The organism is Nocardia sp. CA-119907 (assembly GCF_050955995.1).
Taxonomy (GTDB): Bacteria; Actinomycetota; Actinomycetes; order Mycobacteriales; family Mycobacteriaceae; genus Nocardia.
This window is the reverse complement of sequence record NZ_CP192091.1, coordinates 296,179-321,658: the sequence shown is the minus strand read 5'-3', so window position 1 is coordinate 321,658 and position 25,480 is coordinate 296,179. Positions and strand designations below refer to the sequence as shown.

26 protein-coding genes and 1 tRNA gene are annotated in these 25,480 nt (G+C 65.7%); 4 read left to right on the top strand and 23 right to left on the bottom strand.

Annotated features, from left to right (window positions below):
- Positions 1–86: 86 nt before the first annotated feature.
- The 3 genes from ACQP2D_RS01490 to ACQP2D_RS01480 are packed head-to-tail and all read right to left on the bottom strand — an operon-like array spanning position 87 to position 642.
- Positions 87–239, bottom strand: coding sequence for a hypothetical protein (locus ACQP2D_RS01490; RefSeq protein WP_433681942.1), 153 nt, complete (start codon positions 237–239; stop codon positions 87–89).
- A complete protein-coding gene (locus ACQP2D_RS01485) occupies positions 236–502 on the bottom strand; it encodes a hypothetical protein (RefSeq protein ID WP_433681941.1) in 267 nt (88 codons plus the stop codon). Before ACQP2D_RS01485 ends, ACQP2D_RS01490 begins: the two co-directional genes overlap by 4 nt.
- Positions 499–642, bottom strand: coding sequence for a hypothetical protein (locus tag ACQP2D_RS01480; RefSeq protein WP_433681940.1), 144 nt, complete (start codon positions 640–642; stop codon positions 499–501). Before ACQP2D_RS01480 ends, ACQP2D_RS01485 begins: the two co-directional genes overlap by 4 nt.
- 176 nt (positions 643–818) lie before the next feature.
- Here ACQP2D_RS01480 and ACQP2D_RS01475 point away from each other — a divergent pair, with 176 nt between their 5' ends.
- Positions 819–2,030 carry a helix-turn-helix domain-containing protein gene (locus ACQP2D_RS01475; protein ID WP_433681939.1) on the top strand — a complete coding sequence of 404 codons (1,212 nt, stop codon included), beginning with the start codon at positions 819–821 and terminating at the stop codon, positions 2,028–2,030.
- A 624-nt stretch (positions 2,031–2,654) separates the two neighbouring features.
- On the opposite strand, the gene ACQP2D_RS01470 is transcribed toward ACQP2D_RS01475, so the two are convergent.
- The 12 genes from ACQP2D_RS01470 to ACQP2D_RS01415 form a co-directional block, all read right to left on the bottom strand.
- Entirely contained in the window at positions 2,655–2,999 is a 345-nt protein-coding gene (locus ACQP2D_RS01470; protein WP_433681938.1) for a terminase, read from the bottom strand.
- Between the two features lie 214 nt (positions 3,000–3,213).
- Positions 3,214–3,894, bottom strand: coding sequence for a hypothetical protein (locus ACQP2D_RS01465; protein WP_433681937.1), 681 nt, complete (start codon positions 3,892–3,894; stop codon positions 3,214–3,216).
- Between the two features lie 52 nt (positions 3,895–3,946).
- The gene (locus tag ACQP2D_RS01460) at positions 3,947–8,023 is read right to left on the bottom strand and encodes a phage tail protein (RefSeq protein WP_433681936.1); all 4,077 of its coding nucleotides are present in this window, start codon (positions 8,021–8,023) and stop codon (positions 3,947–3,949) included.
- 318 nt (positions 8,024–8,341) lie between these two features.
- Positions 8,342–8,686: a hypothetical protein gene (locus ACQP2D_RS01455; RefSeq protein WP_433681935.1), complete on the bottom strand. Its 345-nt coding sequence runs from the start codon at positions 8,684–8,686 to the stop codon at positions 8,342–8,344.
- The gene (locus ACQP2D_RS01450) at positions 8,686–9,027 is read right to left on the bottom strand and encodes a hypothetical protein (protein ID WP_433681934.1); all 342 of its coding nucleotides are present in this window, start codon (positions 9,025–9,027) and stop codon (positions 8,686–8,688) included. The genes ACQP2D_RS01455 and ACQP2D_RS01450 overlap by 1 nt, the downstream gene beginning before the upstream one ends.
- Entirely contained in the window at positions 9,024–9,677 is a 654-nt protein-coding gene (locus ACQP2D_RS01445) for a hypothetical protein (protein WP_433681933.1), read from the bottom strand. The genes ACQP2D_RS01450 and ACQP2D_RS01445 overlap by 4 nt, the downstream gene beginning before the upstream one ends.
- A gap of 176 nt (positions 9,678–9,853) precedes the next feature.
- Positions 9,854–11,140: an AAA family ATPase gene (locus ACQP2D_RS01440; RefSeq protein WP_433681932.1), complete on the bottom strand. Its 1,287-nt coding sequence runs from the start codon at positions 11,138–11,140 to the stop codon at positions 9,854–9,856.
- Positions 11,137–11,466, bottom strand: a complete 330-nt coding sequence (locus ACQP2D_RS01435; RefSeq protein WP_433681931.1) for a hypothetical protein — start codon at positions 11,464–11,466, stop codon at positions 11,137–11,139. Before ACQP2D_RS01435 ends, ACQP2D_RS01440 begins: the two co-directional genes overlap by 4 nt.
- Before the next feature lie 20 nt (positions 11,467–11,486).
- The gene (locus tag ACQP2D_RS01430) at positions 11,487–11,786 is read right to left on the bottom strand and encodes a hypothetical protein (protein ID WP_433681930.1); all 300 of its coding nucleotides are present in this window, start codon (positions 11,784–11,786) and stop codon (positions 11,487–11,489) included.
- Positions 11,783–12,151 carry a hypothetical protein gene (locus tag ACQP2D_RS01425; protein WP_433681929.1) on the bottom strand — a complete coding sequence of 123 codons (369 nt, stop codon included), beginning with the start codon at positions 12,149–12,151 and terminating at the stop codon, positions 11,783–11,785. The genes ACQP2D_RS01430 and ACQP2D_RS01425 overlap by 4 nt, the downstream gene beginning before the upstream one ends.
- Positions 12,148–12,681, bottom strand: coding sequence for a helix-turn-helix domain-containing protein (locus ACQP2D_RS01420; protein ID WP_433681928.1), 534 nt, complete (start codon positions 12,679–12,681; stop codon positions 12,148–12,150). The genes ACQP2D_RS01425 and ACQP2D_RS01420 overlap by 4 nt, the downstream gene beginning before the upstream one ends.
- A gap of 101 nt (positions 12,682–12,782) precedes the next feature.
- A complete protein-coding gene (locus ACQP2D_RS01415; RefSeq protein ID WP_433681927.1) occupies positions 12,783–13,031 on the bottom strand; it encodes a helix-turn-helix domain-containing protein in 249 nt (82 codons plus the stop codon).
- A 115-nt stretch (positions 13,032–13,146) separates the two neighbouring features.
- Between ACQP2D_RS01415 and ACQP2D_RS01410 the strand changes: the two genes are divergently transcribed.
- Positions 13,147–13,641 carry a helix-turn-helix domain-containing protein gene (locus ACQP2D_RS01410; RefSeq protein WP_433681926.1) on the top strand — a complete coding sequence of 165 codons (495 nt, stop codon included), beginning with the start codon at positions 13,147–13,149 and terminating at the stop codon, positions 13,639–13,641.
- Positions 13,628–14,839, top strand: coding sequence for a tyrosine-type recombinase/integrase (locus ACQP2D_RS01405; RefSeq protein WP_433681925.1), 1,212 nt, complete (start codon positions 13,628–13,630; stop codon positions 14,837–14,839). The genes ACQP2D_RS01410 and ACQP2D_RS01405 overlap by 14 nt, the downstream gene beginning before the upstream one ends.
- A gap of 37 nt (positions 14,840–14,876) precedes the next feature.
- On the opposite strand, the gene ACQP2D_RS01400 is transcribed toward ACQP2D_RS01405, so the two are convergent.
- From ACQP2D_RS01400 to ACQP2D_RS01390, 3 genes are all read right to left on the bottom strand, one after another.
- A tRNA-Ser gene (locus ACQP2D_RS01400) sits at positions 14,877–14,967 on the bottom strand.
- 96 nt (positions 14,968–15,063) lie between these two features.
- Positions 15,064–15,498, bottom strand: a complete 435-nt coding sequence (locus ACQP2D_RS01395; RefSeq protein ID WP_433685971.1) for a nucleoside deaminase — start codon at positions 15,496–15,498, stop codon at positions 15,064–15,066.
- A gap of 37 nt (positions 15,499–15,535) precedes the next feature.
- Positions 15,536–16,075 (bottom strand): tRNA adenosine deaminase-associated protein, encoded by a 540-nt coding sequence (locus ACQP2D_RS01390; RefSeq protein ID WP_433681924.1) that lies wholly within the window; start codon positions 16,073–16,075, stop codon positions 15,536–15,538.
- A 58-nt stretch (positions 16,076–16,133) separates the two neighbouring features.
- Between ACQP2D_RS01390 and ACQP2D_RS01385 the strand changes: the two genes are divergently transcribed.
- On the top strand, positions 16,134–17,084 hold the full coding sequence (locus ACQP2D_RS01385; protein WP_433681923.1) for a prephenate dehydrogenase: 951 nt from the start codon (positions 16,134–16,136) through the stop codon (positions 17,082–17,084).
- A gap of 31 nt (positions 17,085–17,115) precedes the next feature.
- Here ACQP2D_RS01385 and ACQP2D_RS01380 read toward each other — a convergent pair whose 3' ends face one another.
- The 5 genes from ACQP2D_RS01380 to ACQP2D_RS01360 all read right to left on the bottom strand — a co-directional run bounded on the left by ACQP2D_RS01380 (position 17,116) and on the right by ACQP2D_RS01360 (position 25,444).
- Complete coding sequence (locus tag ACQP2D_RS01380; RefSeq protein WP_433681922.1) at positions 17,116–17,721, bottom strand: putative glycolipid-binding domain-containing protein; 606 nt, start codon at positions 17,719–17,721, stop codon at positions 17,116–17,118.
- 36 nt (positions 17,722–17,757) lie between these two features.
- Positions 17,758–20,085, bottom strand: coding sequence for an ABC transporter transmembrane domain-containing protein (locus tag ACQP2D_RS01375; RefSeq protein WP_433681921.1), 2,328 nt, complete (start codon positions 20,083–20,085; stop codon positions 17,758–17,760).
- Positions 20,082–21,902 (bottom strand): ABC transporter ATP-binding protein, encoded by a 1,821-nt coding sequence (locus tag ACQP2D_RS01370; protein ID WP_433681920.1) that lies wholly within the window; start codon positions 21,900–21,902, stop codon positions 20,082–20,084. Before ACQP2D_RS01370 ends, ACQP2D_RS01375 begins: the two co-directional genes overlap by 4 nt.
- A gap of 268 nt (positions 21,903–22,170) precedes the next feature.
- Complete coding sequence (fadD32, locus tag ACQP2D_RS01365; RefSeq protein WP_433681919.1) at positions 22,171–24,087, bottom strand: long-chain-fatty-acid--AMP ligase FadD32; 1,917 nt, start codon at positions 24,085–24,087, stop codon at positions 22,171–22,173.
- A 106-nt stretch (positions 24,088–24,193) separates the two neighbouring features.
- On the bottom strand, positions 24,194–25,444 hold the full coding sequence (locus tag ACQP2D_RS01360; RefSeq protein ID WP_433681918.1) for a KasA/KasB family beta-ketoacyl-ACP synthase: 1,251 nt from the start codon (positions 25,442–25,444) through the stop codon (positions 24,194–24,196).
- Between the last annotated feature and the right edge of the window lie 36 nt (positions 25,445–25,480).

Below are 25,480 nucleotides of genomic sequence, written 5' to 3'. Positions count from 1 at the left end.
AGTGAGTCCGAAGTATCGGCGGAGTCCAGCGTCGCGGGAGTCCGGCCGGTACGCAGCGGCACGGGGCATCTGACTGGCGGGCAGCCTCACCGCTCACCCCACTCGCGGACTGCGGCGGCAACGCGCTCGACGAGTTCGACCGGCAGACCGATCGGGCGCGGCGGACCGACGAACGCGGTGCGCTCCGGCAGCTCGGTGTCGACCATGAAGTTGGTGTCGGTGTCGGCGGGTATCGTCACTGCCTCCACCACACATTCCGCAACCGGATGACCGCCGCGGTCATCGTCGCGCACACACCGACTTCGCAGCCGTTCTTCTGGTGCCAGGAATAGGCGCGGTCGGCGTTGGCGTCGGAGTACACCGCGTAGTGCGGGTTGAGGTGGTCGGTCATCGGATACTGGTGGGCGCGCTCGTAGCGTCCCCGCTGACGGAACGCGTAGCGCGAGACGTCCGGGTCGCAGGGGTACAGCTCGGTGACGACGGCGTCTCGGTCATCGATCACTGGTCGACCTGCTCGGCATCGACCTCTGGGGTGCGCCGTTCACTCGGGCCGAGGATCGTCGGCCAGTTGACGGCCAAAACGATCCAACCCATGTAGAGGATCGAGACGGCTACGACGGTGATAATCACTGGTGCGGGCATGGGCGATACCCCTCGGTGTGGTGTCCATTGGTGGAAGCACCCGGTGCCGAGGGTCGCGGTATCGGGATACAGCGTCGCTCGGCACTGGGTGCCCTCTCACGGTGGCCCGTGTCACAATGGTCAAGGGGGACAGAATGTCCCCCCATTCACTCGCTGCAATCCATTGGATTCCCGTCATGAACCGAGACAACGAATTCGGCCAACGACTCCAACGACTCCGCCAGCAAGCAGGCATGACCCGCCCGATACTGGGCGAACTGGCAGGCCGCTCCGCATCCTGGGTCAAGGCACTGGAAATCGGGCGCCTACAGCAGCCGCGCCTGCCGATGCTGATCAGACTCGCCGAAATCCTCGACATCAGAGACCTCACGCAACTGACCGGCGAGCAACCCCTGGTGCGTTCGATCTACGGCAAGAAAGCACACCAAGCGCTGCCGAAGATCACCGAAGCGTTGGCGTCGTTCCCCACCACCGCGAGCACCGACGACACTGAGCTGACCGCCGGAGCGATCGAAGCCCGCACCCGCCAAGCATGGGTACTGTGGCACGGGGCTGCGTTCCAACGCTCAGCAATCGCGACGATCCTGCCAGACCTGTTGCGAGACACCCGAGTTGCCGTACGCCAGCTCGACGGCAACGACCGCCGCAAAGCACAAGCAACGCTCGCCCAGGTCTACCACCTCGCTCAGCTGTACCTGTCGTTCCAGCCGCCCGCATCGCTGGTGCTGCTCTCCGGCGACCGAGCGATGACGGCCGCCCAGGATGCCGACAACCCGCACGCGATGGCCGCCGCCGCCTGGTACGTGAACCACGTCTACCGCGACGCAGGCGAAGAGGCCGAAGCCAGAGTCGAACTCGCGCGCCAGATGTGCGACATGGTCCAACCGGACAAAGAGGGTGACGACCTCGCGCTGTGGGGCCTGCTGCGGTTGGCGATGGCCTTGTCGTACGCGAAGGTCGGCCGCGAAGGCGACGCACTTCGCCATTGGGACGAAGCCGACCGAGCGGCAAAAGCGCTGGGAGACAACTACATCCATCCTTGGCTGATGTTCGGTCGCGTCATGGTGGACGCATACATGATCACCATTCAGGCCGACCTGATGCACGCTGGGTTCGCGATCCGCCATGCCGCGAAGGTGGACCTCGCCAAGATGCCGTCAGCGACCCGCCGCAGCTTCCACGCCGCCGAGACTGCCCGCGCACACCACATGCGCGACGAGCCACTAGCCGCGGTGACGCTGCTGTCCAAGGCCGAGAAGGAGTCGCCAGACACGTTCGGGTTCTCTCTCTTCGCCCGGTCCGCGGTACCTGATCTCGTCGAGCACGGCGGGCAGACCGTTCGCTCGGACGCCGAGCGATTGGCGTCGGTGCTCGGGCTCGACACCTGAGGAGTGACGCGGCAGGTTGCTGGCGTCGGCAAGCTGGGTGACCAGCGATTTTGTCGGCGCCGACAAAATGATCGCAGGGGGTACGGCGAATCCCGCACCCCCCTGTGAATTTGCGCGGTCCCGCAAGATCTCGGGGGGTACTCGGCGGTGAGTACCCCCGGTTTCGGCGATCACCGCAAACCCGAGCACTCCGAACCATGAGCCGCTGACCTTCGTGACCACCCGATCCTGGTAGCCCCGGGGTGGGGGGTGACCCCTTCGACGCCGCGCCGCCTCCAGGGGCATAGGCGGTCATCTACTCACCACATTTTTCCACCCGCGAAGGGCGATGCCTGGTGCGGCAAATGCCGCACCTGAGCCGGTCACCGGGCACGACGATTACGAACATGCCGTCACGTGACAAATCCCCGAAGGCTACTCAATACCCAGTGCCATCCCACGGATCATCCGGTGTCGCCATGATGACCCGCAAAACCTCATCGAACTCCGCAACCTCACCACCCGGCCACACGTTCCCCGCCCCGATCCACTCCTCGCGAGCCGCCATCCAATCCCAGTTCGACGACCACACCGAAGGATCACGAAGCTCGGACGGAACCACATCATTGGTCGGCGGCCGGCGCCTCACGACACCACCCCGTACACACCACGCGGCGGCCGAGCAGACGGAAGATCGTCGGCGGCGGACTCCTCGTCGACCTTCAAAGCCGCCAACAACCGCGCGAACGTGATCCGCTGCTGCCGCAACTCCGTCAACGCAGGATGGCACCGAATCCCCTGCGACGACTCCGCCAACACTCCGTCCCGATCCACCGCGGCCTGCAACTGGTCGAGTGCATCAGCGGTCCGACAGATCTCACGAAGCACCGTCAATTCGCTCTCGGACAGCTCGAATTGCGTCGAATACCACGTCCAAAGCCGCTTACCACTGGCCCTGAGCCCGCGCGGAGTGGCCGGTATGGGCGTCATCGGGGGACTCCTTTCGCTCGACAAGGGTGCGTTACGTTCTAGCGCGCTGACCAGGGACAACCCGCAGGGAGCCCCCAGGGGACCAACCGGGCCCGGAACGGGCGATCCGCTGACCTGCGGATATCCAGAAGGGTCGTATGTTTGCTTTTCCGGGGGGAGGACTTGCCTATGCCCCTGGAGGCGGGCGCGGCCCGATGGGGGTACCCCCCCAGGGTCAGGCGACGGAGCCGATGCCGTTGTCGGGTCCGCTGAGGCTGAATGTGGCGACGCCGAGGTTGCCTTGGTCGACGTGGCGTTCGGGTGCGAGTTCGGCGGGTGCTTCGTCGGCCCACTTCGTGATCTGTTCGTCGTTGGCGTTGCCGAGTTCTCGTGGGCGTGGGACGCCGTAGACCATGGCCTTGATCTTGGTGAGTGCGGTGTCGCTGGGTGTGGTGAGCCATTCCTGCACGAGTTCGGCTTGCTCGGGCATGTGCGTGCCAGCGCTGTCGACGAGGTCGTTCCATGCGCTGCGGACGGCGCGCTGCAGGATGGCCTTGGCGAGCATGGTGTCGCCGCTGACGCAGGCGCGTTCGAACATGCGCTGCGCTTTCTCTTGCCCGTCGAGGTTGTCGACGCGGTCGCAGGCATCCCGCCAGCTCATGATCGCGGCGTGGTCTTTGGCGCCGGGTCCGAACAGTTTGCGTTCGATCTCCTGGTGTCGGGCGCGGTGGGGTGCGGCGTACTTCTCGAACGCTTGGTCGCTGGCTTTGCGGGCTGCGAGGTAGGTGGCTGCGATGAGGTTGCGGCGGCCGTCGGTGGTGTAGCGGCTGTCCTGGTTGTACTTGGTGGTTTGGGTGCGGACGAGTTCCCGGATTTCGTGCATGAATGCGCGGTCTTCGAGCGAGGTCATGGACATGGTTGTTTCCTCCGTGGTTATCGGCCGGGGCCGGGTCGGTGGGTGGTTGTCATCAGAAGAGGGGCCTTCCCGCGTGGCGGACCATGGACCCCTGTTGGCTTCGCTGCGCAGCTGCGACGGCGTCGGCGGTGGCCTTGGCCATGGCGTCATAGATGGCGCTCACGAGTGCTTGAACCGCCCCGCCGGATTTGCGGAATCCGAGGTCGCCGATGAATTGGTCGAGGTTGGCGGTGCCGAAGTTCGCCAATGCTTGGCCGGCCCGGTTGGGGATGTCGAGGCTGGCGAGGTCGCTGCCGAACTGCTGCGCCTGCGCCTCGGGCGTGGCGGCTTCCCACCAGCGCCCTGTGGTGCCGACCGATTCGGTGGTCGGCGTTGTCGTTGCCAGCGTTGCCGCACCGGTCGTATCCGTCGACGTCGGTGTGCTCGAGAAGGTCGACGTCGCACCGTTGGGCCAGTTGACGACGAACACCGGCGTCGCGTTGGCCGCGCCTGCTGTAGCACCGCCTGCACCGGCTGCTCCGCTGCCACCGCCGAGCGAGGTTGTTCCGCCGCCGCCGGTGCCGCCCAACCCGCCGGTGCCGCCGGTGAGGCCGCCGCCGCTGGCGGGTCCGCCGAGGTCTCCGCCGCGCAGCAGGGCCGCGGGGATGTGCATGTGTTGGTCGAACATGCCGCTGCTGGCGCCTACTGGGCCGCCGATGACGACACCGTCGCTGCTGTTGCTCTCGACGTTGGTGCCGTCGCCGAGGGTGAGTGCGGTGTGTCCGGCCGCGCCACCGCCGTTGTCGTACCATCCGACGCTGATGTCGCCGGGGCCGCCGAGGCCGGGCAGGGCGCCCTTTGATTTGAGCCAGCTGCCTTCGTTGACGGTGGACATGCGTCCGGCGCCGAAGGGGTCGAGGCCGAGTGCGGAGTTGATGGTTGCGGAGACCATGCCGGAGCAGTCGATCGCCGCGGTGGAGAATCCGCCCATCAGGTATTTGGCCGGGTCCATGCTCTGCGCGAAGGCTTTGCCGGGCACTTGCCCGCCTGCGGCGAATCCGGGGATCATGCCGTGCAGGAAGTCCGCGGTCGGTACCCATCCGGCGTTGATGGCCTCGAGCAACGGCAGGGTCTTCGCGGTGGCTCCGGCGTTGACGATGTACTCGCCGTTGGACACTGCGATCAGGTTGGAATCGCTTGTGCCGGTTCCCTTGCCGCGTAGCAGGCCACCGACAGCCATATGCGCGTTGGCCCAGTCGACCATCGAGTTGCCGAGCGCCACCGTGCCCTGGCCGCCGATGACGGGCACCCATTTGGGGATCTCGACTTTTTGCAGCAGCTCGCCGATCTTCTTGACTCCGATCGCGATGCCTGCAACGACGCTGTCCCACTGGGCTTTCGCGGTGTCGGCGAGGTTGCCGAAGAAGTTCCCCATCGCTGTGAGGGCACCGCCGATGACGTCGCGGGCTGTGGTGACAGCGGTGGCGGCGTTGTCGAGTTGAGTACCGAAGTCGTCGGCCATCTTCTGCAGCGCAGGCAGCACGAGCGGCTGAATGACGTTGTTGACCAGCCACGTGAACGCGTCGATGAGCTTGAGTAGCTGCGGCAGGATCGCGATGAACAGATCCAGCAGCGGCGGTAGCAGTTTCGCCCCGATATCGACCAACTGCGGCAGCAGTGGCGCGATCGCGGTGATCAGATCCCCGAAGGACTTCGCGATATCGGGCAGGTACGGGGCTAGTTGGTTGAGTGCACCTACCAGGGCGTCGGCGATCTTGGTGGCGACGTCGGCGATGACGGGCTGCAGCTGCTGGAAGACCGGCATCATCAGGTCGGCCCACTGCTTGATGACCGGTCCGAGTGCTTGGAAGATCGTGGTGAGCGCGGGGGCGAGCGCCTGGAGCAGACCCGAAACCACCTGGGCGATCACGGGCAGGATCGGCGCGACCGCGGTGATCAGGGACGCGAACGCGGTTCCGATGGGGCCGATTGCGGGGGCGAGCGCGTCGAGCGCCTTGGCGAGAGCGTCCCCGACCACTACCGCGATCTGGCTCATTGGGCCGATCAGTGGGGTTAGTGCACCCATGAGGCTTTCGAGCAGTTTCCCGATGACCGGTAGTGCCGGCTCGAGGCCGCGCAGTAGTGCGTCGGTGAATTGGACCAGCGACGGCATCATCTTGAGTAGGGTGTCGGCGAAGGTTTTGCCGATAGCTCCCAGCGATGGCGCCAATTCCTTGAACGCTTCGCCCAAGGTTGCGAACAGTGGGCCGAGCGACGGGCCGACGGTATTGCCGATATCGATCAGGCCATCGACTAGGGAATTCAGCCCCGTACCGAGTCCTTCGATGATGTTGCCGAAGGTGTCGAAAAGCTTTGTGAGAGCGCCGCTTTGGAATGCGTCGGTGAATGCTTGACCGATGTTTCCGAAGAGTCCGGCGACTTGTCCGCCGATCTTCTCCGCGACCGGCTCGAACGCTTTACCGATCGACAGGAATCCGGTGGTGGCCTGTTTCAGGCCGGGCGCCATCCCGTCGATGAACGACGCGGTACCGGCGAAGATTGACTGGATACCGGCGAGATTCTCTGAGGCCTTCCAGAATTGGGCGAAGTCCTTGGTGAGTCCGTTGATCGACGTCGCGACCGAGGTCATGCCGATACCGAGCGTTGGCAGTGTGTTCGCGGCGAGGTCCTTGATTCCGACATCAGCACCGGCGAATAGCGCGTCCTGGGTGGGGATTTTGACCAGCGAATCCCATGAGCTTTTGACCTCGCGGGCGGCGAGCACGAACGCCTGTGCGTTCGGCGAGAGCTTCGCGAGCGCCTGCGCGGCCTTGTCGGCCGAGGAGGACGACGAATTCTGTGCGTCGATGACGGCTTGCTGCGCCTTGGCTACCTGCTCGTTGGCCTTGGCGACCGCGGCCTGCGCGTCCAGCACCTTCTTATCCGCCTCTGCGGCACGCTCTTTCGCCGCGACGACCTTGTCGGATCCTTCGACGCCCTTCGCGAACGCGTCGTTCGCTTCGGCTTGGACGTCCTTGTTCTTCTCGACCGCCTCCTGATAGCGCAGGTCGGCGCGCTGCAACCGCAGATATGCCTTCTCGCGGTCGGCGGGTAGGGCTTTCTGGAATTCGGCGCGTGCCTCGAGCAGCGCTTGCTTGGCTTCCGCCTCGGACAGCGCGGCGTCTTTCACCGCGAACGTGTAGTCCTCGAGCTGTTCTTGGGCGTCTTTGTAGGCGGTGGCGATGTCCTTGGCGGCGTCGCGGGCGTCTTTCTGGGCGTCGGTCAGGTTGTCCTGCGCGGTCTGGACGTTCTCCAGCGCCGACACGACTTGTTCCTGTGCTGCGGCAATGGCTTTCGCTTGTGCTTGGCCGTCCGCTCCGGCAGCGTCTTCGGCAGCGCCGAGCGCTTTGAATGCGTCGCCGATGCCTTGCACACCAACGGCGACGGTGGATGCGGCAGCGGCGGCGGCGGGCCCGAGGGCGGTGATACCAACACCGAGGGCTCCGACCGCGCCGAGTGCGGCTCCGGCTGCGCCACCTATCGCGGCGAGTTTGGCGGTTACTGCGGCCAATCCGCCGGCAGCGGCACCGATGTTGCCGATCGACCCAACACCCTTGAGCCCGGACAGCCCGTTGCGGTCGACATCGACGTTGACCTCTTGCCGGATGGGTGAGGCCATTCCCTCGAGCTGGCGACGCAATGCGGCCATCTGCCCGAGTGCGCCCGCTGAATCCAGATCGACGGGGACGTTGAACCGGAACAGGCCGGAGCGCTCCATGTTCCGCAGCCCGCTCGACACCTGGCGCGCGAACCCGACCATGTCGGCGTCGACGGGAACGGTCAGTGAACCGATGTGGGAGACGTTGACGTTGGCGCGGATGTCGATGGGGTTGGCGCGGGCGTAGGTTTGCGCGTCGGTGATCGCGTCCCGTATCTGCCGGGTGAACCGGGAGGTGTCCGCGGTGACGGGAATCTGCACGGAACCGATGTGGGAGACATCGACATTGGCTTTGACGCTGATCGGGTTCCGGTCCGCGTAGAGCTGTCCGCCGCGAATCGCGTCCTTGATCGACCGGGCCAGCTTGTCGGTGGCCCCAACGATGCTGACGTAAGCCGTTCCTAGTTCGATCGGTGTAGCGGTGCCCGTCATGCGACCCTCCGCACACTCGCCGAGGGGGCGTCGTCAGGGTCTGGTTCGGGCGGTCGAGCACGCAGGAGGATCAATCGGAATTCGTCGTCGGGCAATTCGCTCAGAAAAGCGACGCAGCCGTCGATCAGAAAGTCTCGTGGATCCTCGTGCATTCTTGTTCACCGTCCCGCATCGAATGCGGAAAACGGCTCACAGGGGGTGTCGACCGAGAACTTCCCTGTGAGCCGTTGACCCGCAACTCACCCGAACCCAACTCCTGCCGCCCCAGGTAGGGTGGCGATTTCGACGGTATCGATGCGGTTTATCGGTGAACAGAAATCATTCCGTGCACGGAAATTTGCGGTATCGCCTACGTCGGGGCGTGCGCGCGAATTCCTCCACCTTTTCGCGGTCGAATACCCAGCGCCCGGAAATGAGCGTTCCGCTCAATGCGGGGGCGAGATTCCGGACTTGTCGTTCGGTGCAGCACAGAATTCGTGAGGCGGCCCGTACGCCGATCATGTCGGTGGTGTCCTCCGGTGCCGCGCCGCGGATCGCTGTCTCGAGGCGGGCACGGAGCGAGGCGAGCGCGGGCGGGATCGGTTCGCGGGCCAGGTTGCGGCGGGTGACCGCGTAGTCGAGCCAGGAGAACGCGGTGCGGGCTTCGCGGTCGTCGAGGTGCATCAGCCCGCCTTGCGGTCGGCGATCAGGTCTGGCGTCCACGGCTCGAAGTCGCGGGGACCGGTGCCGACGAGCCGGCGGTATTCGATGGGCTTGCGTGGTGGCCGGGCGGCGACGATGGGGATGGCTCCGACGTCGGTAGCGGCGGCGTAGAGAATTGCTCGGTCGGCGGGTGAGATCCGGCCGTCCCGCTTGGCCTGGACGTAGACGATCTGGCCGGGTTTGAGGGCGAGCACATCGACCGAGGATCGGCTACCGGCGCAGCGGTAGCACTGGTAGCCGTCCTCGCGGAGCTGGTCGCGGATTTCCCACTCGAACGCGCGGCCGCGGCTGTAGTTCGTCATTTCGCGGTGCCCTTCTCGGGAATCGGCGTGCCCCGGGCGACGGTCAGCGGGCCGACACCCTCGGCTGAGTTCGGGCACAATGCCTCCAGCTCTCGGCGGTGTTCGTACGCTGCCCGAGGCATGGTGTCGACGTAGTTAGTGCACTCATGCGCGGCGCCGAATCCTCCACCGCCGATGCCGAACCAGGCCGCGGGGACGACGCGCGTTTCGAAGGGCGGCAAGCAGGGGGCGAACACAGGGGTATGCCCGGGGATGGTCGTTGTCGTCTCGCGGTGTTCCTGCACGAGCATCGCGGGGCAGTCCACCGCGTACTCGATTCCACTGTTTTCGTCGACGTAGATGTTCACGTATCCGTTGATCGGGGTGGCGCTGACCGTGTGCCAGTCCTCGAATTCGCGCATCTCGGCGGCCGAGATGATTCGCGCGGATCGGCCTTCCGCGGTTTTCGCGAGGAGATGCTGAACATCGATCGCGAATGATTGCGCGATCTCCTGCGCTTCCTCGGGTACGGAATAGCCGCCGTCGAGCTTGAGGAAGATGTCGTAGCCGCCCGTCTTGGCTTCGATCGTGTGGACCTCGAGGAAGTCGCGGCGGTCCTCGAGGAAGGCGCCAGCGTTGAGGTAGGGACTGCGGTAGGAATCCTGAGTCATTGGTTTTCATCCCTTCGGTGGTGAAAGTGGTGAAAGTGGTGAAAGTGCAGGTCAAGCAGCTGGACCGATGAAACGGCGGTGAAACCACTAGTGAAACCGGTCAGGGGGTGAAACGGCGGACCAGTTTCACTGGGTGGTGAAAAGGTGGTGAAATGCTGTAGCTCTCTGACCTGCGGTTATTCATCCGTTTCACCACTTTCACCACTTTCACCAGCGGTAGTGATGATTCGGTCGTAGGTTCCACGCTTGGGCTTGTCGATACGGCCCGACTCGTACAGCTGAGCGAGCTTGTTGCCTGCCAGCTTGTTGTCCATCGAAAGGGCCTTAGCCACGTCGGCGGGTGTGGTCGGACCGTGTTCCATCACGTACGTGTAGATGTCCATGGACCGGTCTCCGAGGTTGCCCGCCTCCCTTCGCTTTTCGACGGTTGCCGCTGCGTCGAGGAGATCCATGCCGTCGAGTTCCCACCGCCCACCATCAGCGGTCAGCGCATACTCGTTCTCGGGTACGTCCCGACCAGTCACGGCCAGCACGGCCCTGTCTTCCTTGCGCTTGCGGCTGAGCACGAGCACGAAATCGGCCGATCCGGCGATGCCCTGTGTTCCGGACACCGCATCCACGAAGTCCACGCTCTCGGCCTTGCGGGAGTGATGCACGGCCAACAAGCACGAGCCGGGCGCCGAGTCGGTGAGTTCTTTGAGCTTCGAGCCCATCGCGTAGTCGGCGCTGTAGGACTCCTGCCCGGCCAGCTTGGGCGGCTTCACCTTGCCGAGCGTGTCGAGGATGATCAGCGGCTTGCGGTAGCCGTACAGATGGAGGAATTCGGCGATCATGCCGGGCACCTCGTTCGGGCGGGCTGTGATCATGAAGTGGACTTCGGCGGGCAGCGGGCCACCCTCGGACATGGTGCGAAACCGCGATTGCAGACGGCGGGGGCCGTCCTCGAGCGCGAGGTAGAAAACGGGCCGCTGCTTCACCGCGATCTTGCCGAGTGCGAATCCGCCAGAGGAGCACGCCAGCGCGAGACCGCCAGCCATCCAGGACTTGCCCGCCTTCGGTGCGCCGACGAGCAGACCGAACCCCTCTGACACGATGCCTTCGACCAGCCATTCCAGCGGCGGAAACACCTGTTTATCCAGCCATGCGCCGTTGAACATTCCGGCCAGCAGACTGCGCGGTTCAGCGGGGGCTGCTTCGCGTTCTTCGGAGGGCTCGTCTCCGGCTGCTATCTGCGCAATGAGTCGCGCCGTCATGGCTTCGGCGGATTCGCTTGCGGCATTGGCGTGGCCGTCCCAGGCATGGACAGCGGCGCGGCGTCGGTCGATCTGCCGCCGGGATGCCTCCTTGCACTTCTGGCACGTCGGCACGTGCAGGCCGTGCCCGCGGCAATGTGCGGTCGGTTCGGGTAGCCCGCCCGAAGGCGCTGCCGGTGTGGCAGCGCCCTGGGTGTGGTTGTTGGTCAACGGCGTTCACCGCCGAGGGTCTGTTCCGCGTAGTCGCGGCTCTCCGCGAGCTTCGAACGCAAGCTCGCCTCGAGTTCCGGCGACATCGTGCCGAGCACTTCGAGCATCGGCGCGATGATGTTCTTCGCCATCATCGGCAACGCCATGGCGGAGATGTATCCCGCCGCGTCCATGTCGACCTTCGCGAGCCATTCGATAGACACGGTGTCGATTGCGTCGTCATCTCCCGCCGCTGCGGCGTACTGGTACATCAAAATCGTTGCTGCGGACTGCAACTCGGCCAGGTCGACGACACCGCGCGGGATGCCGTCGTCGCCGACGACCATGAAGTTGTTCGGTGTCTCGGTCACGCCGCGACACCCCCTTTCGTCTTGCGGTTATGGCTGGTCTCGGTGGCGCCCGGGTGTCGATCCCCTGCCAAGTCCTGGCGCAACTTCGCGTCCAGGCGACCTACGTACTCGGCGAAGGACTCGACGCGCGGCAGGATGTGCAGCTCGTCTTCGTTGCCTTCCAGCAGCAGAATCAGGCGTGCCAGCGCCGATTCCAGCTCCATGCGGTAGGTCGAACGGAAGTGCTTCTGCGCCCATTCGGTCGGGATGTATCCGGCCGCCCATCGGTCGATCGCGGCCTGTACTGGTGAGGTCATCTGGCCACCTCGCTCGCGCGGGCCGTGGCCTGCCGCTCGCCGGGCATCCTGATCAGGATCGTGGCCAGCCAGCCGTCGTAACCGGTGTCGTCGACGCGACGCCACACCGTGGACCGACGTCCACGGATCGCGCAATCGGTTGTGGCGGAGACGAATCGGGCGTAGGTGTCTTCGTCCAGGCCGACGCGCGGGAATCCGTGGGTCGAGCCGTCGTCGGCGAGGTAGACGCAACCGATGTCCAAGCGCCCACCGTCGCGGATCTTGAGCGAACCTTTCGGCTTGTGGAACTCGATGCCGAGCGCGCCGAGGAACACCGAGTCGGCATCGTCATCGCGTCCGAGCGGTTCACGTACAGGGCGTGTCATTTCGACACCCCCCGTTCGATCTCCTCGTCGACTCCGAGCCAGGTGAACACCGACACGCCCAGCAGGCGGGCGAGGATGCCCAGCTGGGCGGTATTCCACGGCTTCTCGCCCGTGATCAGCTTCTTCAACGCTGGGGTGCTCAGGTTCAGCTCGGCGGCCAAGGTGTCCAACGAGCGGTGGCGGGACAACCAGCGGTCGCGGATGTCGGCAGCGACCCGCTTGGCGACCTTCCGGGAGAACCGCTCGGCGTCGGCGTCGAGGGCACTGCCCTGCGAGTCGCACGGACAGCACACGAACACCTGTCCCTTCGGTCCGAATCCGATCGGCACGGACGAGACCGCCGGGCTGATCAGCCAGTTACGCCCGCACGCCACGCATTCAAAACCTTCGGCCTGGGCGTCGGTGAGGGTCGCGTTGGTGAGGCGATCGCGCCACCGCTCGATACGGTCGTCGAACTCGGCCTTGCGGGCATTGGCGTCGTGCGCAGTGGCCTGCGGGTCGCCCCGGTCGGGGGTGTTCGCTATTGTCATCGTTGAAGCACTTTCTTGTGGTGAGGTGGTGTTTTCGATGGCCCGGTGAGCGGTGGGTGCCGCTCCCGGGTCGCTTTCGTTTGGGGGGGCTGCTCGTCGCATCAGGCGGCACCCGATTGGCTATTGCTGGGCCGCACCGTGTTCGCGTCGAGGTAGGCACGCAGCGCGGCCCATGAGTAGAGAATTCGACGGCCGTTCCGGGTGTACTCCGGTCCGCGATTCAGGTAGCGCATCTGCGCCAGCACCTCTGGCGTAGTTCGCAAGAACTTGGCTGCCTCTTTCGGCGTTGCGTTCAGATCCGCCGTGGCCCCGCTTGGGGTAGCCGTCGAATTCGGTGTGCCATCGCTCATTTGATCTCCGTTGGTCCTAAGTTGCAGATTTTTGATCCTAACTTGTGGATCTAGCTAATTCATACTCCCTCACTTGTGATGCGTCAAGCTCAACTTGGTGTGTAAAATCCGCAACATGGGAACACGACGAGTAGAGACCGGACCGACTGCGGAGACCGTCCGTCGCAATGTGCAGCGAATCCGAAAAGCGCAAGGGCTCACCCTGCGCGACGTGGCCGAACGCCTGGCGAAGACCGATCGGAAGATGGCTCACAACACCATCAGCGATATCGAAAACGGCGGCCGTCGAGCGGATGTCGATGACCTAATGACATTGGCCCTGGCGCTGAACACCACCCCGAATGCCCTCTTGCTGCCTCCCACCGAAGACGGCACGCGAATGGTTCGAATCACTTGTGCCGGTTGGCAAAATGCCGCTGGCGTATGGGAGTGGGCGCGCGGAGAGAAGGCGCTACCTGTGCCGAAACAGCCCCCAGGAGGTGTCGACCGGGCGAGCGCGCAGCTCCAACTGAACTCGAATCCGGCGATCCAGGACATCGCCGATCAGCCCAACATCGAAACCAATCCGATAGATGCGAACGACGAGGACTCGGACGATGGCGACGATTGAGGCGTACAAGCTGTGCAAGCCCGACTGCAAGCCCGACTGCACGAAGCGGGAACATGCTCGGCTCATGGTCCGCTACCGCAAGCCCGACGGTAAGCAGACCAAGAAGCGCGGTTTCAAGCGCAAGACGGACGCCGAAGCGTTCGCCAACCGCGTAGAGGTGCGGAAGCAGGACGGCGAGTACGTAGCGCCGTCGCTCGGCCGGATCACCATCGACGAGCTTGCGCCGGACTGGTTGAAGGAGAAGAAGGCCAGCGTCGCCGAGTCCAACTACCGCACCCTTGACGCGGCGTGGCGCAACCACGTTCAACCACGCTGGGGACACATCCGCATCGGCGACGTGACCGCCGAGGCGGTGCGGGACTGGGTAGTCGATATGCGCCTTGCCGCGCAAGAGCGAGCCGCCGAGAAGGGCAAGGCGGACTTGAATGCCGGTGCGACGACCATCATCCGCGCGTACGGCGTCCTCGCAAGCATCCTGGACATGGCAGTGGAACCGAAGCGGCTCATTCCGAAGAACCACGCCCGCGGCAAACTGATCTCGCAGATGCTGCCGAAGAAGACCGCGAAGCGGCATGTCTACCTCAATGCCGACGACGTGGCGCGTCTGTCCAAAGAGGCAGGGCGGCATAGTCTTCTGGTCCTGTGCCTTGCCTACTGCGGTCCACGCTGGGGCGAGATGATCGCATTGCGCGTGCGCGATATCGACTTCGTTCGTCGACGTATCACGGTGGCGGACAACGCGGTACAGCTGGGCGTCGACCATGCGGAGGGCCCGACGAAGGGCAAGGAGATTCGGAGTGTGCCCGTCCCCCGGTTCATCCTCACCCAGCTGGCCGCACACACCAAGGGCCGCGAGCCCGACGCGTTGGTCTTCCCGAGCCCGGACGACGCGACGAAGTACCTCCCGCGACCGAAGACCGTGGACGGCTGGTTTACCGGTGCCGTGAAAAGGTCCAAGGTGCAACCGATCACCCCGCACGATCTTCGTCACACCTGCGCGTCGTTGGCCGTATCGGCGGGCGCAAACGTGCTGGCGCTGGCACGGCTGCTCGGGCACAAGGATGCCAAGGAGACGCTGAACACCTACTCGGATTTGTTCGATGACGACCTGGACAAGCTGGCCGACGCGATAGACAAGGCATACGGCTGTGCCCAAAATGTGCCCGCGGACACCGAACCGGAGGAGTCAGCGGCATAGAAAAAGCCCCCCACCTGCGTGAACAGATGGAGGGCTTTGGCGGTGGCGGAGGGATTTGAACCCTCGGAGGGGGGTTACCCCTCACACGCTTTCGAGGCGTGCTCCTTAGGCCGCTCGGACACGCCACCGCCGACAACCATACCGGACGGGGAGCGGATCGCTAAATCGGCTGTAGGGGCGGGCGGAGGGGGTGCTCGGCAGGCGGTCGGGGGGTGGTGCGCGCCTCAGCGCTGGGCCCGGAAGAATTCGTCCAGTAGCGCGATGCATTCGGCTTCCAGTACGCCGCCGCGCACTTCTGGGCGGTGGTTGAGGCGGCGGTCGCGGACCACGTCCCAGAGGGAGCCGACGGCACCGGTTTTCGGTTCCCAGGCACCGAAGACCAGGCGGCCGATGCGGGCGAGCACCAGGGCACCGGCGCACATGGTGCACGGCTCCAGGGTTACCGCGAGCGTGGTGTTCTCCAGGCGCCAGCCATCGCCGACCACCGCGGCGGCACGGCGCAGGGCGAGGATCTCCGCGTGGGCGGTCGGATCGCCCAGGGCCTCCCTGGCATTGGCCGCGCGGGCGAGTTCACGTCCGGTCGCATCGAAGACGACGGCACCGACCGGTACGTCGCGAGCGCCCGCATCGGCCGCTGCGGCGATCGCGGCGCGGACCATGTCGGTGTCGGAAAGTCCGCCGGCGAACAGGCCCACGTCAGCGGGGCAGCTTGTCCAGCACCGCCGAGAGCTCATTGGCGAAGCCGAGCCGCTGGGCGATCATGCCGAGCTGCTCATCCGGATACAGGTCGGTTTCGGCGAGGATCACGCTGAGCACCGGTTCGGGCAGGCCGAGATCGGCGAGCACGCCGAGGTCGCCCTCCTCCCACGGCTCGATATCGTCGAGTTCGTCCGGGTCGATATCGGGAATTTCGATATTGAGGGCCTCGAGCACGTCGGCCGCGATGTCGTAATCGATCGCGGCGGTCGCATCCGAGACCAGCATCCGGGTGCCGCTCGGAGCGGGCCGGAGCACGATGAAGAACTCGTCATCGATATCGAGCAATCCGAACACGGCTCCAGAACTCCGCAATGCCTTGAGTTCTGTTTCCGCCGCGGCCAAATCGGTGAGCGCGGCCGGACTCAACGGACTACACCGCCACTGTCCTTCTTCGCGGACAACCGCCACTGCGAACCCCTCCACGTCGTCGAAATCATCCGACGCAGCCTTGTTCGTGCCCGAGCGCTGTGCTGCCATGGCCGCAACGGTAGTCGGCTCGAGCCGAAATGTTGAAGTCGTATGCGAATCTGTTCCGATGACTCCTGACCAGAAAGCACCGGTGTGTGTCCTCGGGACAGGCTTGATCGGCGGATCGCTGCTGCGCGCGGCCGTCAGCGCGGGCTACGACGCTTGGGGTTACAACAGGTCAGAGGGGGGTGCGCAGGCCGCGCGCGCCGATGGCTTCGATGTCACGGGCGATCTGCTGGGGACGCTGACCCGGGCCGCCGATACCGATGCGCTGATCGTCGTGGCGGTGCCGATGCCCGCGGTGGACCACATCCTCGCCGAGGTGGCGAGCTTCGCGCCGCAGTGTCCGCTCACCGATGTGGTGAGCGTCAAGGCACCGGTGGCCGCGGCGGTGCACCGGCACGGGCTCGCGGCCCGCTACGTCGGCGGGCATCCGATGGCCGGTACCTCCGAATCCGGTTGGGCGGCTACCCATTCCGGCCTGTTCCAGAATGCGGTGTGGGCCGTCGGGGTGGATGAGGGCACCCACCCCGAACCGTGGCGGCGAGTGGTGCGGCTGGCGCTGGCCTGTGGCGCGGTGGTCACCCCGGTGGTCGCGGACGAGCACGACCGCGCGGTGGCCCGGATCTCGCATCTGCCGCACGTGCTCGCCGAGGCGCTGGCTGTATCCGGCGCGGCGGGTGGCGACCTGGCGCTCGGACTCGCCGCTGGTTCGTTCCGCGACGGCACCCGCGTCGCCGCCACCGCCCCCGACCTGGTCCGCGCCATCTGCGAACCCAATGCCGCGGCCCTGCTGGACGTACTGGAGGAAACGCTCACCATACTGAGCGCGGCCCGCGACAGCCTGCGCACCGAAGGCACCCTCGTCGACCTCGTCGAAGCCGGACACGACGCCCGCGAACGCTACGAAACCACGCAACGCTGGGAGATCACCGACATCACCCCCGGCGACCACAACTGGCTCGAGCAACTGCGCGAGGCAGGCCAGCGCGGCGGGGTGATCACCGAGCTGCGCTGATCCCCGCGCACGACACTGAGCGCGGCGGTGGTCAGATGCGTTCGGCGAGGCCGGGGTAGTCGAGGAGGAAGCCGTCGGCGTCGACTGTGACCGTGGCGCTGGAGACCGGGGACAGGACACTGATGCCGGTAGCGCCGCTGCTGTAGGTGAGGCTGGCTTCCTGGACGAGCAGATCGGGGAGGCGGACGTAGACGACCGGGACCTGGATGTCGTCGACGGCGTTCTGCAGGCCGAAGCGACGGATGGGGAGGGTGTTGAAGAACGGGCTGAGCACGACGTCGACATCGAGGGCGCCCGCGAAGGTGGAGCGGACATGGCCGCCGCCCGCGTCGACGAGCCAGTAGTTCTCCTCGTCCCTGGCGATGGAGGCCTGGCGTTCCCCGGCGGCGGTGGTGCTGCGTAGGGATAGGCGCTTGGTGACGCCGTTCTCATCGGTGACCAGGTCATAGGAGGCGCTGAACGCGGGATGTTCCGCGCACGCGCCGCCGATCATGCGACCGGCGGCGCGGATGCGGTTGCCATTGAGGGTCACGCGGACCGACTCCATCCGCGACCCGTTGTGCGCGCGCCAGGTGAGGATCGCCGGCCACCGGGATGCCGCCGGTTGGCTGTCGGGGCCGAGGGCTGGATTCGTCACGTATCTACCGTAAGCGACGCGGGCGATGCACCGGCATTACACCAGCGACTCGCGCCACGCGGCATGCAGGCTGGCGAACCGGCCGGTGCCCGCGATCAGCTCGCCCGGCGCGCCGTCCTCGACGATCCGGCCGGACTCCAGCACCAGGACCCGGTCGGCGATCGCGACCGTGGACAGCCGGTGCGCGATGATCACGGCGGTGCGATCGCGCAGCACCGTTTCCAGTGCCCGTTGGATCAGCCGCTCGCTGGGAATGTCCAGGCTCGAGGTCGCCTCGTCCAGCACGATCACCGCGGGATCGGCGAGGAACACCCTGGCGAAGGCCACCAGCTGACGCTGGCCCGCCGACAAGCGTCCGCCGCGCTTGCGCACATCGGTGTCGAAACCCTCCGGCAGTGCGGTGACGAAGTCGTAGAGGCCGACCGCGCGTGCCGCGGCGAACACCTCCGCATCGCTGGCCTCCGGCCGCCCGAGCCGAATATTGTCGGCCACCGACCCGGAGAACAGATACGACTCCTGGGTAACCATCACGACATTGCGCCGCAGATCCACATCGGACAGCCGACGCAGGTCGATGCCATCCAAACTCACTGTGCCGCCGGCGGGGTCATAGAACCGCGTCAGCAGCTTGGCCAGCGTGGACTTGCCCGCACCGGTAGCACCGACGAGCGCGATCACCTGTCCGGCCGGGATGTCCAGCGAGAACTCCGGCAACACCGGACGTGCCCGGCCACGCGCCTCAGCTTGTGGCACAACGATTTCGAGCTCCGCCACCGCAGCGTCACCCGGCCCAGCCACACTCGACCGCACCACACCAGGGCTCGCCGACCTCGCTCCCGCGACAGCACGCCCAAGCGAATCCGACGGCTCGAGATCGACCAGCCTGGCACCACCAGGTATCGGCCCGGCCGCGCTGGGCTCCGCCGCCCCAGAGCTCTCCGACGTCGCACCCGTAACAGCACGCCCAACCGAATCCAACGGCTCGAGATCAGCCCGCCTCCCGACACCCGACATCGGCCCGGCCGCACTGGGTTCCACCGCCCCAGTGCTGTCCGACACAGCGCTCGCGGCGGCCACATCGGGCAGCACTGCACCAGAGCCTTCGGATACGGCTTCCGCGACAGTGCGCGCAGCCGAATCCGACAGTTCGAGCACGGCATCGGAATCCGATAGCGCCTGCGGGCCGCCGGCCGGTGATCCGTAGCCGAACCACACGTGGTCCATGCGCACGGCGCCGGTTGCCTTGGTCAGGGCGACCGGGTCGCTCGGTTCCTTGACCGAGGGTTCCTCCTCCAGCACGCCGGAGATCTTTTCCAGGGCGGCGGCCGCGGATTGGTAAGCGTTGAAGACCTGGGCCAGTTCGTCGAGGGGACCGTAGAAATCGTTGAGGTACAGCAGGTATGCGGCGAGGACGCCGACGGCGAGGTTGCCCTCGATGACCTGCCAGGCGCCGACCACGATGACGATCACCGTGGTCAGATTGCCGAGCAGGCGGGTGAGTCCGGCGTAGTCGCCCATACCGCGCATGGCGGCGGTGGTCGCCTGGAAGTATTCGGCGTCCTCGGCGGCCAGCACCGATTCATTGCGGGCCTCGCGCCGGAAGGCCTGCACCGCGCGCATGCCGCCCATCGACTCGACGAACTGCACGACCACCTTGGCGATGGCGCCGCGGGTACGCCGGTATCCGGCCCGCTGCCTGCGCTGGGCCCAGCGGGTGACCAGCGCCAGTGGCACGAATCCGAGCAGCACGATGGCGGCGAGGGTCTGATCGAGGTAGATCAGCAGCACCGCGATGGTCAGCACCGAGAGGATGGCGCTCAGCGCCTGATTCAGCGCACTCTCCAGCAGCTGCTGCAGCGTTTCGATATCGCCGGTCAGCCGGGCCACGACCTTGCCGGAGGTGTACTGCTCGTGGAAGGCGACGCTGAGCCGCTGCATATGCGCGAACAGCCGGACCCGCAGATCGAAAAGCACACTCTGGCTGAGCTTTCCGGAGATCCGCAGGAACACGAAGGTGGTGCAGACGCCGAGCCCGATCGCACCCAGATAGCCGGCGACGGTGAGCGCCAATGGCACCCAGTTCCCCTCGGCCCCCTTGGCGATGCCGGTGTCGAGCCCGTGCGCGACGAACAGCGGCGCCGAGACCATCGCGGCGTTGTCGAGGACGATCAGCACCATGGCCAGGATCGCGAGTTTGCGATACGGCCGGACCAGGCTCAGCAGTAGCCGCCGGGACCGACCGGCCAGCACCAGATTTCCGATCTCGGTCACCTCCTTGTCCTCATTGGCGATGCCGCGCCAGTCGGCGACCTCGTCGCGCTGGGCCGAATCATCGATGGGGACAGCGGTTTCGGTTGTGGTCATGATTCACCTCCCATCAGTTCGCGGTAGCGACTGCTGGTCTTCAGTAGTTGATCGTGGGCGCCCTCGGCGATGATCCGGCCATCGGCGAGCAGTGCCACCCGGTCGGCGAGTGCCGCGGTCGAGGGCCGGTGCGCCACGAGAAGAGTGGTGGCACCGGCCAGCACCGTGCGCAGCCGTTCCTGCACGCGCTCCTCGGTCTCCACATCGAGTGCGGAGAGTGGATCGTCGAGCACCATGATCCGAGTCCGCTCGCCTGCACCCGCGCGCGCGAGCACCGCACGGGCCAGGGCCAGCCGCTGGCGCTGACCACCGGACAGACTCAGCCCCTGCTCACCGATCCTGGTGTCCAGGCCCCACGGCAGGTCCCGCACGAAATCGGTGGCTTGGGCGACATCGAGCGCGCGCCACACATCGTCGTCACCGGCCTCCGGATCGCCGAGTGCGACGTTTTCCCGCACACTCGCCGAAAAGAGCACCGGCTCCTCGAAGGCCACCGAGACCAGCGAGCGCAGATCGGTGACCCGCATCGACGCGATATCGATGCCGTCGATGGTGATGGCACCGCCGGTCACGTCGTAGAGCCGCGGAATCAGATTGAGCAGCGCCGTCTTTCCGCTGCCGGTCGCACCGACGAGCGCCACCGTCTCACCGGGCCGCACCTTCAGCGAAATATCGTGCAGTACTGCACCTTTCGCTTCCGGAAAGCCGAAGCGCACACCGTGCAGCGCCAATTCGCCGACGATCCGCTCGGGCAGCGCGACCGGATCCGCGGGATCGGTGATATCGACCGGGGTGTCGATGATCTCCCAGAACCGGTCGGCCGCGGTGCGTGCGTCGTTCCATTCGGCGAGCAGGAAGCCGGTCCAGATGATCGGCCACTGCAGGAAGGTCGCCAGGGTGATACCGGCGACCAGGGTGCCCAGTGTCATGGTGTGGTGCGCGACGGCGTAACCGCCGTAGCCGAGCGCGAAGGCGATGGCCAACTGCGGCAGGCTCACCATCGCCGACCAGAGTGTGGCGTCCAGCCGCACCTTGAACAGTTCGGTCTGTTGCAGCGCCCGCGACTGCGCGCTGAACCGCCCGCCGAAGAACGCACCGCGACCGAACGCCTTGAGCACCCGGATGCCCTGCGCCGACTCCTCGGCGGTGGTTGCCAGATCGCCGGACTGATCCTGGGAGCGCCGCGAGGCCACCGCGTAGCGGCGCTCGAACCGCAGGCAGACATATGTCAGCGGCAGTGTGACGAGCGCGAAGATCAGCCCGATCTGCCAGTTCAGCGCGAACAGCACGAGCAGACCGACCGGGATCACAATGCAGTGGATGATCAGGAACGGCCCCGCGAACGCGACGAACCGCTTCAAGGTGCTCATATCGTCGATCGCGCGCGACAGCAGCTGACCGGACTCCCAGGCATCGTGGCGTCCGATCGACAAGGTCTGCAGTTTGCGGAAGATCTTGGCGCGCATGGCGATCTCGAACTGGGCCGCCGGTTTCGCGATGAGCCACCGGCGTCCCCACACCCCGAACGCCTCGACCAGACCGAGCAGCAGCACCACCAGCACCGGCAGCACGACACCCGCGAAATCGCGCCGCTGAATCGGACCGTCGATGATCCGCGCGATGACCAGCGGGATCATGATCGCGGTCAGGGTGGCGGCCACCGCGAGCCCGGTCGCGCCGAGCAGCGCGGCCCGATGCGGGCGCAGATGCGGCAGGAACCGGCGCAGCGAACGCAGGCGACCCGACGCCGCGGCGGCAGGTCGCTCGGGTCTGTCGACCTCCGTATCGGCCGACCGCGTATCGAGCGTGACGGACAAAGCTCCCCCTCGTAGTCCCGTGGTTTGGCTGGTGTCGCGAACGGATCTCCCGGTGATGTTCGCACCGGGGTCCGACATTTCAGGGTGGCATCAGTCCTGGGATCGGCCAACCGATTTTCCGCCACGCCAACAGCCAACAACCTCGAGTAACCTCGAGGTCAAGACCCCCGGCACCCCCCCGATCAGCACCACCCGCAGACGACATCGGCGCCCGGATACCGGGCGCCGATATTCGCTGCTTCGATTGTACGGACGGGATTCACCGCACTCAGACGCTCGCGTGCTCGTGCTCCATCGCGTCGGGGAAGTCCTGCTGCTGATAACCCCCACGCAGCGTGCCCTCCAAATACGCGGCGCGGCAGGCCCGTCGAGCGATCTTGCCGCTGGAGGTGCGCGGAATCGAACCGGCTGGGACCAGCAGGATATCGCGCACGGTCACGCCGTGGCGCTGCGCGATGGCCCCGCGCACGATATCCACGATCGGCTCAGGATCCAGTTTCGCCGCACCGGTTCCACGCTCGGCCACGATGACCAACTGCTCCGAGGTGTCATCGGCGTCGAAGGCGAGCCCCGAACGATTGCCCTGTTCGAAGACCAACGGGGGCAACTGATTCGCGGGCACCGAGAACGCCGCGACGAATCCGGGCCGCAGCGCGGTGCTCGCTTCCTGGGCCGAGAACTCCAGATCTTGCGGATAGTGGTTGCGTCCGTCGACGATCACCAGATCCTTGACCCGGCCGGTGATGTACAGCTCGCCTTCGAGGTAGACGCCGAAATCGCCGGTGCGCATCCACTGCGCGTCCGGATCGGTGCCCTGCGCGTGGCTGCCCTCCGGTAGTCGCCGGGCGAGGATGTTCTGAAAGGTCGCCGCGGTCTCCTCCGGCCGACCCCAATACCCGATGCCCATATTGTCGCCGTGCAGCCAGATCTCGCCGACCTCGCCGTTATCGCGCTCGATACCGGTCTCCGGATCGACGATCACCGCCCACTGCGATAGCGCGACAAAGCCGCACGACACCTGCGCGATCGAATTCTCGGTGCCCTTGGGCACTTCGACCATGCGGCCCGCATTGAGCTCATGGCGATCGACATAGACGACCTTGGCCTGATCCTCGGCCTTGGTCGCCGAGACGAACAGCGTCGCCTCCGCCATGCCGTAGCAGGGCTTCAGCGCGGTCGCGGGCAGACCGTACGGCGCGAACGCCGCATTGAACTTCTGGATCGACGACACCGACACCGGCTCACTGCCGTTGATCAACCCGATCACATTCGAAAGGTCGAGTTCCTCATCGGGTTTCGGCTTACCGCGGGCCGCGGCATGCTCGTATGCGAAATTCGGCGCGGCGGCGAAGGTGCCGGCGCCATCGGAGGCGGCGGCCAATTCCCTGATCCAGCGATAGGGACGCCGTACGAACGCACTCGGCGACATGATGGTGATGAATCCACCGCCGATGGTCGGCAGGATCACCGACAGCAGACCCATATCGTGAAATAGCGGCAGCCACGTGACACCACGTGAATTCTCTTGTACACCAATGGCATCGATCATTTGCAAGAGATTGGTGCCGACCGCGCGGTGGGTGATCTCGACACCGGCCGGTGTCCGCGTGGATCCCGAGGTGTACTGCAGATAAGCGACACTATCGATATTGATCTGCGGCCGCACCCAACTCGATCCGACACTGTCCGGAATGGCGTCGACGGCGATGATGCGCGGCCGCTGCGCCACCGGGAGATGCCGGAAGAAGTTCCGCACGCCCTTCGCGGCCGAGCCGACGGTCAGAATGGCCGACGGCGTGCAGTCACCGAGCACCGCGCGCAGTCGATCGGTATGGCCCTGCTCCTCCGGATCGAACAGCGGGACCGCGATATTGCCCGCGTAGACCGCCGCGAAGATCGAGACGACATAGTCCAGCCCCTGCGGGGCGAGGATGGCCACCCGATCGCCCGGCCGCGTCACCTGCTGCAGCCGGGCCGCGACGGCACGCAGACGAATGCCGAATTCGTGCCAGGTGAGATCGACGTACTCGCCATCGCGTTCCCGCGAGTAGTCGATATAGCGGTAGGCGAGTTCATCGCCGTTCTCCGCGCTGTGCTTGTCGACGAAGTCGATCAGGGTCTTGTCGTCGCGGATCTTGATATTGCCCTGATCGTCCAAATAGTCGTCGAAGGTCTCGTCGATCATCGCCTCATCCTTTTGCCAACGCAGGCGCTCAGGCCATGCGATTACACCGAACACAGGTCGATAACGAAGCGTCGGGAAGGCTAGCAGGTGCGCCGACCCGCGCTGCTCAATACCGTCCGAAGGCAATCGCGACGTTATGCCCGCCGAAACCGAACGAGTTGTTGACGGCGTAATCGATTCGGCCGGGTCGGGCCTGCCCCTTGACCACGTCGAGATCAATTTCCGGGTCCTGGTTGTCCAGATTCAGCGTCGGCGGGACGATGCTGTCGCGCACGGTGAGGACCGTGAGCACCGATTCGAGCGCCCCGACCGCTCCGATCGAATGGCCGAGCGCGGATTTCGGCGCGTAGACCGACGCGTGGTCGCCGACGGCGGCATTGATGGCCTGCGCCTCGGCGGTATCGCCGATCGGGGTCGCGGTCGCGTGCGCGTTGACATGGGTGACATCGCGCTTGGCGATTCCGGCCTTCTGCATGGCCTTGGTCATCGCCCGCGCGGCACCCTTGCCGTCGATATCGGGTGCGACCAGATGGAAAGCGTCAGAGGTGATTCCGGCGCCCAGCAAGCGTGCGTGAATGGTCGCGCCGCGCGCCTTGGCGTGCTCCTCGGTCTCGATGACCATCATCGCGCCCGCCTCGCCGAAGACGAATCCATCGCGGTCTTTGTCGAACGGTCGCGAGGCGGCCCTCGGGTCCCCGTTGCGGGTGCTCATCGCGCGCATCATGGTGAACGCCGCGATCGGCAACGCCTGAATGGAGCCCTCGACTCCGCCGGTGACCACCATGTCGGCATCGCCCATGACGATCATCTGCCAGGCATTGGCGATCGCCTCCGAACCCGACGAGCAGGCCGAGACCGGGGTGACCACGCCCGCGCGCGCACCGAGTTCCATGCCGACGCAGGCGGCCGAACCGTTCGGCATGATGCGCTGCACCGTCAGCGGCGACACCTTGCGGTAGCCGCCGTTGTGCAAACGGTCCCGCGCGTCGGTGATGTATTCGCCGCCACCGAGTCCGGTGCCGATGGCCACTCCGAGCCGGTTCCTGTCCACCTCCGGACTGCCCGCATTGCGCCAGACCTCACGCGCCAGCATCAGCGCCATCTGTTCCACATACGACAGCTGCTGCGCCTCCTGCCGGGTGAGGTTTTGCGACGGCTCGACCTTCAGGTGTCCGCCGATGCGCACCGGTAGTTCGAACTGCTCGATGAAGCTGTCATCGAGCACATCGATGCCGCTCTCGCCATTGAGCAACCCCTTCCAGGTGGAGTCGACATCACCGGCGATCGATGTGGTCGCCGCCAGACTGGTCACGACCACGTCGGGATAGTTCCCGTTCTTGGTAGACGGAATCTGCATTTCGCTCACTTTCCTGGCGTCACACGTTGGGATAGA

Bases quoted from the DNA above. Each gene is read 5' to 3' on its own strand.
- ACQP2D_RS01390 (WP_433681924.1), bottom strand. From the start codon at position 16,075: ATGGCAGCACAGCGCTCGGGCACGAACAAGGCTGCGTCGGATGATTTC.
- ACQP2D_RS01420 (WP_433681928.1), bottom strand. From the start codon at position 12,681: ATGACAATAGCGAACACCCCCGACCGGGGCGACCCGCAGGCCACTGCG.
- ACQP2D_RS01425 (WP_433681929.1), bottom strand. From the start codon at position 12,151: ATGACACGCCCTGTACGTGAACCGCTCGGACGCGATGACGATGCCGAC.
- ACQP2D_RS01375 (WP_433681921.1), bottom strand. From the start codon at position 20,085: ATGACCACAACCGAAACCGCTGTCCCCATCGATGATTCGGCCCAGCGC.
- ACQP2D_RS01445 (WP_433681933.1), bottom strand. From the start codon at position 9,677: ATGACTCAGGATTCCTACCGCAGTCCCTACCTCAACGCTGGCGCCTTC.
- ACQP2D_RS01460 (WP_433681936.1), bottom strand. From the start codon at position 8,023: ATGACGGGCACCGCTACACCGATCGAACTAGGAACGGCTTACGTCAGC.
- ACQP2D_RS01430 (WP_433681930.1), bottom strand. From the start codon at position 11,786: ATGACCTCACCAGTACAGGCCGCGATCGACCGATGGGCGGCCGGATAC.
- ACQP2D_RS01385 (WP_433681923.1), top strand. From the start codon at position 16,134: ATGACTCCTGACCAGAAAGCACCGGTGTGTGTCCTCGGGACAGGCTTG.
- ACQP2D_RS01465 (WP_433681937.1), bottom strand. From the start codon at position 3,894: ATGTCCATGACCTCGCTCGAAGACCGCGCATTCATGCACGAAATCCGG.
- ACQP2D_RS01395 (WP_433685971.1), bottom strand. From the start codon at position 15,498: ATGGTCCGCGCCGCGATCGCCGCAGCGGCCGATGCGGGCGCTCGCGAC.
- ACQP2D_RS01470 (WP_433681938.1), bottom strand. From the start codon at position 2,999: ATGACGCCCATACCGGCCACTCCGCGCGGGCTCAGGGCCAGTGGTAAG.
- ACQP2D_RS01480 (WP_433681940.1), bottom strand. From the start codon at position 642: ATGCCCGCACCAGTGATTATCACCGTCGTAGCCGTCTCGATCCTCTAC.
- ACQP2D_RS01415 (WP_433681927.1), bottom strand. From the start codon at position 13,031: ATGAGCGATGGCACACCGAATTCGACGGCTACCCCAAGCGGGGCCACG.
- ACQP2D_RS01455 (WP_433681935.1), bottom strand. From the start codon at position 8,686: ATGCACCTCGACGACCGCGAAGCCCGCACCGCGTTCTCCTGGCTCGAC.
- ACQP2D_RS01360 (WP_433681918.1), bottom strand. From the start codon at position 25,444: ATGCAGATTCCGTCTACCAAGAACGGGAACTATCCCGACGTGGTCGTG.
- ACQP2D_RS01475 (WP_433681939.1), top strand. From the start codon at position 819: ATGAACCGAGACAACGAATTCGGCCAACGACTCCAACGACTCCGCCAG.
- ACQP2D_RS01405 (WP_433681925.1), top strand. From the start codon at position 13,628: ATGGCGACGATTGAGGCGTACAAGCTGTGCAAGCCCGACTGCAAGCCC.
- ACQP2D_RS01410 (WP_433681926.1), top strand. From the start codon at position 13,147: ATGGGAACACGACGAGTAGAGACCGGACCGACTGCGGAGACCGTCCGT.
- ACQP2D_RS01435 (WP_433681931.1), bottom strand. From the start codon at position 11,466: ATGGTCGTCGGCGACGACGGCATCCCGCGCGGTGTCGTCGACCTGGCC.
- ACQP2D_RS01450 (WP_433681934.1), bottom strand. From the start codon at position 9,027: ATGACGAACTACAGCCGCGGCCGCGCGTTCGAGTGGGAAATCCGCGAC.
- fadD32 (WP_433681919.1), bottom strand. From the start codon at position 24,087: ATGATCGACGAGACCTTCGACGACTATTTGGACGATCAGGGCAATATC.